General features: G+C 67.1%; 10 protein-coding genes. 7 read left to right on the forward strand and 3 right to left on the reverse strand.

The features are described 5' to 3' along the window. The first annotated feature begins 14 nt into the window (after nt 1-14). Complete coding sequence (locus J3E61_RS17100) at nt 15-1,136, forward strand: AbrB family transcriptional regulator (protein ID WP_210084356.1); 1,122 nt, start codon at nt 15-17, stop codon at nt 1,134-1,136. Here J3E61_RS17100 and J3E61_RS17105 read toward each other — a convergent pair. Further along, the gene (locus J3E61_RS17105) at nt 1,082-1,876 is read right to left on the reverse strand and encodes a purine-nucleoside phosphorylase (RefSeq protein ID WP_192721810.1); all 795 of its coding nucleotides are present in this window, start codon (nt 1,874-1,876) and stop codon (nt 1,082-1,084) included. The genes J3E61_RS17100 and J3E61_RS17105 overlap by 55 nt on opposite strands. A 57-nt stretch (nt 1,877-1,933) precedes the next feature. On the opposite strand from J3E61_RS17105, the gene J3E61_RS17110 reads away from it, so the two are divergent. From J3E61_RS17110 to J3E61_RS17120, 3 genes are all read left to right on the forward strand, one after another. Further along, nucleotides 1,934-3,115, forward strand: coding sequence for a M20 family metallopeptidase (locus J3E61_RS17110; RefSeq protein ID WP_210084357.1), 1,182 nt, complete (start codon nt 1,934-1,936; stop codon nt 3,113-3,115). Next, nucleotides 3,112-4,281 (forward strand): amidohydrolase, encoded by a 1,170-nt coding sequence (locus J3E61_RS17115; protein ID WP_210084358.1) that lies wholly within the window; start codon nt 3,112-3,114, stop codon nt 4,279-4,281. Before J3E61_RS17110 ends, J3E61_RS17115 begins: the two co-directional genes overlap by 4 nt. Before the next feature lie 134 nt (nt 4,282-4,415). Then, nucleotides 4,416-5,303, forward strand: coding sequence for a hypothetical protein (locus J3E61_RS17120; RefSeq protein ID WP_210084359.1), 888 nt, complete (start codon nt 4,416-4,418; stop codon nt 5,301-5,303). Between the two features lie 67 nt (nt 5,304-5,370). On the opposite strand, the gene J3E61_RS17125 is transcribed toward J3E61_RS17120, so the two are convergent. Next, nucleotides 5,371-5,847, reverse strand: coding sequence for a gamma-glutamylcyclotransferase (locus J3E61_RS17125; RefSeq protein ID WP_210084360.1), 477 nt, complete (start codon nt 5,845-5,847; stop codon nt 5,371-5,373). Between the two features lie 65 nt (nt 5,848-5,912). On the opposite strand from J3E61_RS17125, the gene J3E61_RS17130 reads away from it, so the two are divergent. The 3 genes from J3E61_RS17130 to J3E61_RS17140 are packed head-to-tail and all read left to right on the forward strand — an operon-like array spanning nt 5,913 to nt 10,010. Beyond that, entirely contained in the window at nt 5,913-7,328 is a 1,416-nt protein-coding gene (locus J3E61_RS17130; protein ID WP_192721805.1) for an NAD(P)H-quinone dehydrogenase, read from the forward strand. Nucleotides 7,329-7,383: 55 nt separating this feature from the next. After that, nucleotides 7,384-9,123: an FAD-dependent oxidoreductase gene (locus J3E61_RS17135; protein ID WP_192721804.1), complete on the forward strand. Its 1,740-nt coding sequence runs from the start codon at nt 7,384-7,386 to the stop codon at nt 9,121-9,123. A gap of 17 nt (nt 9,124-9,140) precedes the next feature. Continuing rightward, nucleotides 9,141-10,010: a pseudouridine synthase gene (locus tag J3E61_RS17140; RefSeq protein ID WP_210085596.1), complete on the forward strand. Its 870-nt coding sequence runs from the start codon at nt 9,141-9,143 to the stop codon at nt 10,008-10,010. On the opposite strand, the gene J3E61_RS17145 is transcribed toward J3E61_RS17140, so the two are convergent. Next, entirely contained in the window at nt 9,973-11,787 is a 1,815-nt protein-coding gene (locus J3E61_RS17145) for a glycoside hydrolase family 2 (protein ID WP_210084361.1), read from the reverse strand. The genes J3E61_RS17140 and J3E61_RS17145 overlap by 38 nt on opposite strands. Nucleotides 11,788-12,341 lie beyond the last annotated feature (554 nt).

Here is a 12,341-nt window from a genome sequence, read left to right on the forward strand (position 1 = left end):
TACTTGTAATCGATATGGAGTGGATACGACGGACGCTCAGGTGGGCCTTACTGATAGCGGTGACGGTCGCGGTCACCGTCCCCCTCACCCGCGTCGGAGTGCCCTCGGCGGCGCTGTTCGCCGCACTGGTCGTCGGCATCGTGCTGGCGCTGACCTCACTGGCGCCCGCCCGGATACCGCGCCCCGGTGGCGTCGCGGCGCAAGGCGTGTTGGGCGTCTACATCGGGACGATGGTCCACGAAGACGCTGTCGGCGCACTGGGCAATGACTGGCCGATAGTTGTGGCGATCGCCGTCGCCACCCTCTTGCTCAGCGTCGTCGCGGGCGCACTGCTCGGGTTGCACCGTGACGTCACGCCGCTGACCGGATCGCTGGCGCTGGTGGCAGGCGGCGCATCAGGTTTGGTGGCCATCGCCCGCGAACTGGGCGGCGACGACCGCGTCGTGTCCGTCGTGCAATATCTGCGCGTCGGCCTGGTGACCGCGTCGATGCCGGTGGTGGTGACGTTGATCTATCACGCCGACAAGTCGCACGGCGCCGCGCCCGTCGCTGAAACAGATTCAGCCCCTTGGTATTTGAGCGTCGCAATGCTCGTAGGTCTGGTGCTCGTCGGCGCCGCGGTCGGCAAGCTGGTCCGGCTCCCTGGAGCGGGGCTGCTTGGCCCGATGGCGCTGACGGTCGCCCTGGAGGTCACCGGCCTGTCGTTCGGGTTGGCCGTGCCGATGGTGTTGGTTCAGGCCGGCTACATGGTGATCGGCTGGCAGGCCGGGCTGGCGTTCACCAGAGAATCGCTGCGCGCCATCGGCCGCATGCTGCCCGCCGCGATCGGTCTGATCGTCGCGCTCGGCGTCGCGACGGCCGGCCTCGGTGTGTTGCTGGCACACTTCACCGGGCTGACGCCGTTGGAGGGCTACCTCGCCACCAGCCCAGGCGGGGTCTACGCGGTGCTCGCCACCGCCGTCGAGACCGGGTCCAACGTCACGTTCATCATCGCCGCGCAGGTGGTGCGCATCCTTCTGATGCTGTTCGCCGCACCGCTGATGGCGCGCACCGTGGTGTGGATCAGCAAGCGATTCGGCCGTCAGAGCCGCGCGATCACCGAGCCGAGTAGAGAGCCCATCCGCGTCGCGGATTGACGGCCCGCCTCGAGAACTTCCTCGTGGCTCAGCGGCTGTCCCGTCATACCCGCCGCCAGATTCGTCACCAGCGATATCGCCAGCACCTGCGCACCGGCGGCGCGCGCCGCAATCGTCTCGTGCACGGTCGACATCCCGACCAGATCCGCGCCAAGCGTGCGCAGCATCCGGATCTCGGCGGGCGTCTCGTAATGCGGTCCCGGCAGCGCGGCGTAGACGCCCTCGGCCAGGGCCGGATCGATCTCCCGGGCGAGTCTCCGCAGCCGCGACGAGTAGGCGTCGGTCAGGTCGACGAACTGCGCTCCGACCAGGGGAGACCTGGCGGTGAGGTTGAGGTGGTCGCTGATCAGCACGGGTTGGCCGACGGTGTAGTCGGCGCGCAGTCCGCCGGCTGCGTTGGTCAGCAGGACGGTGCGCGCCCCTGCGGCGCAGGCCGTCCGCACGGGGTGCACGACATGGCGCAACTCATGGCCTTCGTAGGCGTGAATGCGGCCGACGAACACCACGACCCGGTGCGGGCCGACATGCAGCGACAACACCTCCCCGCGATGACCCGCGGCCGTCGGCGCGACGAACCCCGGCAACTCGGCCATCGGCACCACCGCCACCGGGTCGCCCAGTTGCGCCACGGCGGGCGCCCAGCCCGAACCGAGGATGACGGCGACGTCGTGCGCGTCGACGCCGGTGCGCTCGCGGATGGCGCTCGCCGCTTCTTGCGCCACCGCTGCCGGGCTTGTCACGGTTTGCGAGCTTAGCCGTCGGCCAGCTAGTCGTCGGGACAGTGAGATACTGCTGAGATGCCCACCGCCACCGCGTCGATAAGCGTCGAAGACGCCGTCAACCGACGCAGCGGTGATCTGGTCGAACTGTCGCACTCGATCCACGCCGAGCCCGAACTCGCCTTCGCCGAACACCGCAGCTGCGCCAAGACCCAGGCATTGGTGGCCGAGCGCGGGTTTCAGATCACCGCATCGGCAGGCGGCCTGGACACCGCGTTTCGCGCCGACTACGGCAGCGGTCCGCTGGTCGTCGGCATCTGCGCCGAGTACGACGCGCTGCCGGGCATCGGACATGCCTGCGGGCACAACATCATCGCCGCCTCGGCGGTCGGCACGGCGCTGGCATTGGCGGAGGTGGCCGACGAGCTGGGCCTGACCGTGGCGCTGATCGGTACGCCCGCCGAAGAGGCCGGCGGCGGAAAAGCGTTGCTGCTCAAGGCGGGAACGTTCGACGACATCGCGGCGACGGTGATGCTGCATCCCGGTCCCATCGACATCGCGGCCGCACGCTCGTTGGCGCTGTCGGAGGTGACGGTGCGGTACAGCGGTAAGGAGTCGCATGCGGCCGTCGCGCCGTATCTCGGCGTCAACGCCGCCGACGCGGTCACGGTCGCGCAGGTGGCCATCGGTCTGCTGCGACAGCACCTGGTGCCGGGTCAAATGGTGCACGGCATCGTCACCGAAGGCGGGCAGGCCACCAACGTCATTCCGGCGCGGGCCGAGCTGCGCTACACGATGCGTGCCGTGAACTCCGAGTCGCTGCACGATCTCGAGGACAAGATGGCCGGCTGCTTCGCCGCTGGATCCGTCGGCACCGGCTGCACGCACACCGTGACCGAGACCGCGCCCGCATATGCCGAGCTGGCGCCCGACCCGTGGCTGTCGTCGGTGTTCCGCGAAGAGATGGTGCGGCTGGGCCGCAACCCGGTGGCCATCGATCTCGAAGCCGCGTTGCCGCTGGGCAGCACCGACATGGGCAATGTCACGCAGGTGATGCCGGGTATCCACCCGATCGTCGGCGTCGAGGCCGGTGGCGCGTCGATTCACCAGCCGGCATTCACCGCGGCCGCGGCCGGCCCCAGTGCCGACAAGGCCGTCGTCGAGGGCGCGATCATGCTCGCCCGCACCGTCGTCAGCCTGGCCGAAACGCCGGCTGAGCGGGAGCGGGTGCTGGCACTGCAGGCGAGGCGGGCCTCATGAGCCTCATGGACGCCACCGAACTGTGGCTGGATACCCACTACGACGACATGGTCGCCTGGCGCAGGCACATCCATGCGCATCCGGAGCTGGGGCGACAGGAGTTCGCCACCACGCAGTTTGTCGCCTCGCATCTGGCCGATGCGGGTCTCAACCCGAAGGTGCTGCCGGGTGGAACGGGGCTGACCTGCGACTTCGGGCCGGAGCACGGGCCGCGGATCGCACTGCGCGCCGATATGGACGCGCTGCCGATGGCCGAGCGCACGGGTGCGCCGTACGCGTCGGTGGTGCCCAACGTCGCGCACGCCTGCGGCCACGACGCGCACACCGCGGTGCTGCTCGGCGCTGCGCTGGCGCTGGCGTCGGTTCCCGAACTGCCGGTCGGCGTGCGGCTGATCTTCCAGGCGGCCGAGGAGTTGATGCCTGGCGGCGCGATCGACGCGATCGCGGCCGGGGCGCTGACCGGGGTGTCACGTATCTTCGCGCTGCATTGCGACCCGCGGCTGGCCGTCGGGAAGGTCGCGTTGCGGCCGGGGCCGATCACGTCGGCCGCCGACCAGCTCGAGGTGACGCTGCAGTCGCACGGCGGCCACACGTCGCGCCCGCACCTGACCGGTGACTTGGTGTACGGGCTCGGCACGCTGATCACCGGAGTGCCCGGAATCTTGTCGCGCCGCATCGACCCGCGAAACAGCACGGTGATGGTGTGGGGCGCGGTGAATGCGGGGGTGGCCGCCAACGCGATCCCGCAGACCGGCACGCTGGCCGGCACCATCCGAACGGCAAGCCGCGACACCTGGGATTCGCTGGAATCGATTGTGCGCGAGATCGTTTCGTCGCTGATGCAGCCGCTGGGCATCGAGCACAGCCTGCTGTACCGCCGTGGTGTGCCGCCGGTGGTCAACGAAGAGATCTCGACGCGCATCCTGATGCATGCGGTCGAGGCGATCGGCCCCGACGTGCTATGCGACACCCGTCAGTCCGGCGGCGGCGAGGACTTCTCCTGGTATCTCGAGGAGGTGCCCGGCGCGATGGCACGCCTCGGCGTGTGGTCGGGCCGCGGCCCGCAGCTCGACTTGCACCAGCCCACGTTCGACTTGGATGAGCGGTCGCTGGCCGTCGGGGTTCGGGTGCTGGTCAACATCATCGACCAAGCCGCCCAGTTCTGATTTCGCCGAGCGACCGTGTCTGTACGTCGACACGCCGTGATCTGTCGGCATTTCGCGGTCGCTCGGCGGTAGTTATCCACAGCTAGCGTGGTATCTGCTGCCTCGGTGCGGTTGGGGCCGTGACGATCTAAGTCATGCACTCGGAGCTCGACGCGTTGTTCGATCGCCAGCATGGAGTCGCGAGCAGCGGTCAGATCCTGAACTACACAACACGTCGCGGCTTCGAGGCGATGGTGAATTCCGGTGTGCTGGAACGGATATGGCAGGGAATCTACTGCCGTGGCGAGCCGGACGACCTGACACGGTTGCGTGGTCTGGATCATGCCTGCGGTACCGCTGTCCCGGTTTGCCTTGGTACGGCGGCAGCACTTCACGGCTTCGACACGGAGCAGCCTGCCGATCTCCATGTACTCAGTCCGACAGGCTCTCGGCTGCGCTCGGCAGACGGGCTCGTCGTGCACCGCCGCGACGGCGCACCGTTGGTCAAGGTGGGCGAGCGTCTGGCCACATCGCCTGCGTGGACGGCGGTCGAGGTTGCTCGCAGCCTTCGCCGGCCCCGTGCCCTGGCGACGTTGGATGCGGCCTTACGCAGCGGGTCGTGCCAACACGTCGATTTGACGCGGGCTGCTGCCGAACAAGCGGCACGGCGGGGCATAGTCGCCGTTCGCGAGTTGATCCCGCTGGCCGACGGGCGTGCCGAGTCGCCGATGGAAAGCGAGGCGAGGTTGGCCATGATCGACGGCGGCCTGCCGATGCCTGAGCTGCAATACGAGATCATCGACGGAAACGGTGAACTGCGCCGTGTCGATTTCGCCTGGCCAGAGGAACGCGTCGCGGTGGAATACGACGGCGAAGACTGGCACAGCGGCGCTGAAGCCATGCGACGCGATCGCAGACGACAAGCAGCCCTGCAGGACGTGCGATGGACTGTCATACCGATCGTGTTCGAGGACGTCAGATACCGGACGTGGGACTTTGTTAACCGCATCGACCGACAGCTTCGCCGCGTTCGCGCCGCGTGAGCGACCGCAAAATGCCGACAAACAGCGGCGTGTCGCGTACAGGCGCGGTCGGTCGCGGGAAAGGGCGTTACGTGGTGCCGGGGCCGATGTTGCGTGCTGGGCGGGTGCGCAGATCGTGGACGTATTCCGCTGGCGCACCGGCGATTTCGGCGGCGTCGGCCATCACGCCGAGGTAGCGCGCCGACGGTATGCCGCCCTCCCACGCGTCGACGACATACAGCCACGCGAGCACCGGATCGGTAGTGGTGTCGGACGACGTGCGCTCGACCCGACATCGGATCTTCTTGTGGATGCCGAGTTCTGAACCTTCCCAGCGGTCCAGGTTCTCCTCGTCTTCGCGCGTCATGTCGTAGAGCACGACGAAGACCTTCGAATCCGGGTCCTGCACGACGGTGGCCAGTGCGCCGTCCCAACCGATGTCCTCGCCGCCGAACGTCAACCGCCAGCCGTGCAGCCACCCGGTTCCCGCCATCGGGGAATGGGGAGCGCGCTCCAGCATCTGCTCCGGATGCATGTTCGATCCGTACGCGGCGTATAGCGGCACGGGGAAAGCCTAGAGGTTCGCTCACTGGCTGCGCGATCAACGGCACGCTTGGCTAGGTTTAGGCCGTGGCTACCCGCATCGTGATCATCGGCGGCGGGCCCGCCGGCTATGAGGCGGCGCTCGTCGCGGCCGCGAGGGGACGACAGGTGGCTGAGGTCACCGTCGTGGACTCCGACGGCATCGGCGGCGCCTGCGTGCTCTGGGACTGCGTGCCGTCGAAGACGTTGATTGCATCGACCGGAGTGCGCACCGAACTGCGTCGCGCGTCACCGCTGGGGTTCGACATCGCGATCGAGGACGCCAAGATCTCGCTGGACCAGATCCACAACCGGGTGAAGACCCTGGCCAAGTCGCAGTCGACCGATATCGGCCATCAGCTGCTGCGCGCGGGCGTCAATGTGGTGCAGGGACATGGCGAACTGGTCGACGACTCCTCGGGCCTGGCTCAGCACCGGGTGAAGGTCACCACGGTCGACGGCAGGGTCGCGACGCTGAAGGCCGACGTCGTGCTGATCGCCACCGGCGCCAGCCCTCGCGTGTTGCCCAACGCCGTGCCCGACGGCGAACGAATTCTGAACTGGCGCCAGCTCTACGACCTTCACGAGCTGCCCAAGCACCTCATCATCGTCGGCTCCGGCGTCACCGGCGCCGAGTTCTGTAACGCCTACACCGAACTCGGCGTCCCCGTGACGGTGGTGGCCAGCCGCGACCAGATCCTGCCGCACGAGGACTCCGACGCGGCCGCGGTGCTGGAAGAGGCATTCGCCGAACGCGGCGTCCGACTGGTGAAGAACGCCAGGGCGGAATCGGTGACCCGGACAGAAGACGGCGTGCTCGTGACGATGGCCGACGGGCGAACCGTCGAGGGCAGCCACGCGCTGATGACCGTCGGTTCGGTGCCCAACACCTCGCGGCTGGGTCTGGAGAACGTCGGCATCGAACTGGGGCCGGGCAACTACCTGACCGTCGACCGCGTCTCGCGGACCTCCGCGGCGGGCATCTATGCGGCAGGCGACTGCACCGGGCTGCTGCCACTGGCGTCGGTGGCTGCCATGCAGGGCCGCATCGCGATGTATCACGCGCTGGGTGAGGCGGTCAGCCCGATCCGGCTGCGGACGGTGGCGGCTGCGGTGTTCACCAGGCCGGAGATCGCCGCCGTCGGCGTGCCGCAGTCCCGGATCGACGACGGCACGGTGGCCGCCCGCACGCTGATGCTGCCGCTGAACACCAACGCCAGAGCCAAGATGTCGCTGCTGCGGCTGGGTTTTGTGAAGATCTTCTGCCGGCCGGCGACGGGTGTGGTGATCGGCGGCGTTGTGGTCGCACCGATCGCCTCTGAGCTGATCCTGCCGATCGCGCTGTCGGTGCAGAACAACCTCACGGTCACCGACCTTGCGCAGACGCTTTCGGTGTATCCCTCGCTGTCCGGCTCGATCGTGGAGGCGGCGCGACGGTTGATGGCGCACGACGATCTGGACTGATCGCCAGTAACCTGTGAATGGAAACGTACCGACGAGTAACAAGGATCCATTCGACGTGAGCGCCCCGATCTCGGCCGACGGCGAGACCTTGCTGGGCCCGGAGCAGCGGAAACGGGCCTGGCAGCGGCTCGGCAGCGAGCAGTTCGACGTCGTCGTGATCGGCGGGGGCGTCGTCGGCGCGGGCGCGGCGCTGGATGCGGCGACGCGCGGGCTGAAGGTGGCGCTCGTCGAGGCCCGCGACTTCGCTTCCGGCACGTCGAGTCGCAGTTCGAAGATGTTCCACGGCGGACTGCGCTACCTCGAACAGCTGGAGTTCGGCTTGGTGCGCGAAGCGCTGCACGAACGCGAGTTGTCGCTCAGGACGTTGGCTCCGCATCTGGTCAAACCGTTGCCGTTTCTGTTTCCGCTGACCCACCGGTGGTGGGAGCGGCCGTACATCGCCGCTGGCATCTTCCTGTACGACCAGCTGGGTGGCGCGAAATCCGTTCCGGCGCAGAAGCATTTGACCCGCGCGGGCGCGTTGCGACTGACTCCTGGGCTCAAGCGCAGCTCGCTGATCGGCGGCATCCGCTATTACGACACCGTGGTCGACGACGCGCGTCACACCATGACGGTGGCACGCACGGCGGCTCACTACGGCGCGGTCGTCCGCACCTCCACGCAGGTGGTGGCGCTGCTGAGGGAGGGCGACCGGGTGATCGGCGTGCGTGTGCGCGACTCCGAGAACGGTCACGCGACCGAGGTGCGCGGCCATGTGGTGGTCAACGCCACCGGGGTGTGGACCGACGAGATCCAGGCACTCTCCAAGCAGCGCGGCCGGTTTCGGGTGCGTGCCTCGAAGGGCGTGCACGTGGTGGTGCCACGCGACCGCATCGTCAGCGAGGTCGCGATCATCCTGCGCACCGAGAAGTCGGTGCTGTTCGTCATCCCCTGGGGCACGCACTGGATCATTGGCACCACCGACACCGACTGGAATCTCGACCTGGCCCACCCCGCGGCCACCAAGGCCGACATCGACTACATCCTCGGACACGTGAACACCGTGCTGGCAACGCCGTTGACGCATGACGACATCGACGGTGTCTATGCCGGGCTGCGGCCGCTGCTGGCGGGGGAGAGTGAAGAGACGTCCAAGCTCTCGCGTGAGCACGCGGTCGCCGTCCCCGCTCCCGGCTTGGTCGCCATCGCCGGTGGCAAGTACACCACCTATCGGGTGATGGGCGAGGACGCGATCGACGCGGCAGCCGAGTTCATTCCCGCTCGCGTCGCGCCGTCGATCACCGAGAAGGTGCCGCTGATGGGCGCCGACGGCTACTTCGCGCTGGTGAACCAAACCGAAAGCGTCGGTTCACATTACGGCCTGCACCCGTATCGGGTCCGGCACCTACTGGACCGGTACGGATCACTGATCGGCGAGGTGCTCGCCCTGGCCAAGGGCAGGCCGGAGCTGCTGACGCCGATCACCGAGGCACCGGTGTACCTCAAGGTGGAGGCGTGGTACGCCGCGGCGGCCGAGGGTGCACTGCATTTGGAGGACATCCTGGCGCGCCGGATGCGGATCTCGATCGAATACCCGCACCGCGGGGTCGAGTGTGCCCGTGAGGTCGCGGAAGTCGTTGCGCCGGTGCTGGGTTGGAGCGCCGAGGATATCGACCGCGAGGTGGATACGTATTGCGCGCGGGTCGATGCGGAGGTCCGGTCGCAGCAGCAGCCCGACGACGAGTCCGCCGACGCGCTGCGGGCCGCGGCGCCGGAGGCGCGCGCAGAGATCCTCGAGCCGGTGCCGCTCAATTGAGACCCGCGCCGCTGCCGGTGCGCGATGGTCTCGGCCCGGCGCGGGTGCGGTTGCGCGGGGGACTGGTGGTCGACGAGTTCCGGTCCCGGTGGGGCGATGCGGCTGCCGCGAAAGTGCTTGCGGGAGAAGTGGTTCTGCCCGACGGCACCGCAGTCGATGCGACGACGACGTTACGGGCCGGCTCGCACGTCTTCTTCTATCGTGAGCTGCGCGACGAAGTGCCGGTGCCGTTCGACATCCCTGTGCTGTATCGCGACGACGACATCGTCGTTGTCGACAAGCCGCATTTCCTGGCGACGATGCCGCGTGGCCGGCATGTGGCGCAGACGGCGGTGGTGCGGCTGCGCCGCGAACTCGACCTAACGGAACTGAGCCCGGCCCATCGGCTGGACCGGTTGACCGCCGGCGTGTTGGTGTTCACGACGCGCCGCGCGATACGGGGCCGCTATCAGACCTTGTTTTCGCGCGGCGAGGTGCGGAAAACATATCTGGCGCGAGCGACTCCAGACCCGAAGTTCGAGTTCCCGATCACCGTACGCAACCGAATCGTCAAGCGGCGCGGGCAGTTACAAGCAATCGAAGAGCCGGGCGAGCCGAACGCCGAGACATTCATCGAGCACTTGGGCGATGGCCTGTACCGGCTGACTCCGCGAACCGGTCGCACGCATCAGCTGCGACTGCACATGGCCTCGCTGGGCCTGCCGATCGTCAACGACCCGCTGTACCCCGCTGTCCTCGATGTGCCGCCCGATGACTTCTCGCGGCCGTTACAACTGCTGGCGCAAAGCCTGGCGTTCACCGATCCGATCCGCGGCGACGAGCGTGAGTTCGTCAGCAGACGTGTGTTGATCACCGACGGTCGGCAGACTCCGTCCCCGCCGCGATGACCGCGCGGTTCCGATCGGCCACCGCCCCGATATCCATCTTGACCACTCGCCGGTCATAGCTGAGAAATCCGTTGACCTCGTTTTCGACGTCGGTGGTCTGCGTGTAGATCGCGCCCGACAGGTTGGCCCCGCGGATGAACTCTTCGAGATCCTGGCTGACTTTGATGTACCGCTGCGTCAGGTGCTCCTGGCTGTCGGTCATCTCGTAGGACTCGGGTCGTCCTGGCCACCGGTTGTGATCGAGCACCAGTCCGAGTCCGCCGTATTCGCCGTCCACCGTCACCCGAGGGTCGAGCGGATCGGGCAACACGGGTCGGCCGGGCCCGACATAGGTGTGGTCGTCCCAGATGTCTCCGGCATGGCTGTCTGGTCGTGATTTGCAGCAGTTGGCGCCGCTGTTGGCGTTGACCATTCGCGTCGGGTCAGCCGCTTTCACCGCGTTGGTGATCCGTGCGGTGTCGTATTCGGCCCAGCCTTCGTTGAACGGCACCCAGCCGACGATCGACGTGACGCTGCGCAGCTGATCGATCATCGCGAACAGTTCGCGCTCGAAATTCGCCTTCGCCAGCGGAGGCGGATCAGGAAGTGGTCCGGTCGGGATGTCGAGCGACACGGACAGCGACGGCATGTCCTGCCACACCATCAGCCCGAGCTTGTCGGCCCAGTAGTACCAGCGCGCCGGTTCCACCTTGCCGTGCTTGCGGACGAAGTTCATGCCCAGTTTCTTGATCTGCTCGAGGTCGAACTTCAACGCGGCGTCGGTGGGCGCGGTGTAGAGGCCGTCGGGCCAGTACCCCTGGTCCAGGGGGCCGTGCAGGAAGGTGACCTTACCGTTCAGCGCGATTCGGGGTTTACCCTTCGCATCGCGGACGGTGCCGATGGTGCGTAACCCGGCATAGCTCGAAACCTCGTCGATCACCTTGCCGGACGCGCTGCGCAGTGCGACCTTGACGTCGTAGAGGTACGGATCGTCGGGACTCCACAACCGTGCGTTCGGTATCGAAAGCCGAATCGGCTCACCCGCTTTGCCAGACCTGATCGAAACCACGCCGCGGCCCGGCGCGGAGACCATCACAATCGCGCGCTCGTTCTTGGTGGCCGCAACCCTTGGTGTGACTGTCAGACTCGTCAGATCGGTGGTGATGTCCAGCTTCTCGACGTGCGTGGCGCGCACGGGCTCGAGCCACGCGGTCTGCCAGATGCCCGATGACCCGGTGTAGAAGAGGCCGCTCGGGTTGTTGCGCTGCTTGCCGACCGGGAACGGGTTGGTTTCGTTGCGGTCGTCGACCCGTACCGTGATCTCCTGCGGCCCCGGCCACCGCAGCGCTTTCGTGATGTCCGCGCTGAACTCGGTGAACCCGCCTTCGTGGTGGGCCACCTCCTGGTTGTTCACCCAGACCGTCGCGATCTGGTCGACGGCCCCGAAGTGCAGCAGCACGTGTCGGCCCAGCCACGAACTCGGCAGCTTGAAGATCTTGCGATACCACATCTGTTCGTCGTGTCGCTGGATGCCGGACAGCGCCGATTCCGGTGGGTACGGGACCAAGATCCGCTCGCCGTATTCGTGCGGCGCGGGTGGTGTCGGTCCGGCGCCGTCGCGCCGACCGAGATAGTCCCACACACCGTTGAGGTTCAGCCAATTCGTCCGAGTCATCTGCGGCCGCGGATAGTCGGGCAGTGCGTTGTCCGGTCCCACAAGATTCGTCCATGGGGTGGACAACGGCGCCGCTTTGGGATGCCAGGACACGGCCGCGTTGGCAATCGCGTTACCGGTCATGAAGACAGCTAACAGCGCGCACCCCGCCGCCGCGAAGCACCTGATCCACAGGCGATTCCGTCGTTCAACAGCATGGGACGGCTCGAAGCCAGCGCGCACAGCGATAACCCCCAGGGTTTGATGCCGGGACAGGACGGATGTGCAGCGCCTGCCCCCGCCTGGCTGCGCACCGCTTCTACATAGCAAACGCACGGCGCCGATCGGTGATGCCGAAATCCGGTGCTTACGACCGAACTGCGTCGAAAACGGGTCGAGACCTTGCGATTGCCGATGGCAAATCTACGCTAGCACCGATCAAGATCGCCACTAATCCAAATGCGTTTCGCCCAAGAACTTTTCAGGATATGTGCGGGCTGAGAAAGTCAAGTGGCAACGCCGGAAGCCAGACGAAACAGCGAGCCGTCGAATTTGGGCACGCCCGATGGCGGGTGCCCCTCGATGCGGACAGGCGAGTGGTGCTTGCCCAGGGAGCAAAATATATACGCCCATGCAAGTTTTCGCCGTGATTTCCGGTTCGAATCGCCAAACGGCGAGTGCAGCGACAGCACCACAGG

Source organism: Mycobacterium sp. OAE908 (genome assembly GCF_017872775.1).
GTDB lineage: Bacteria > Actinomycetota > Actinomycetes > Mycobacteriales > Mycobacteriaceae > Mycobacterium.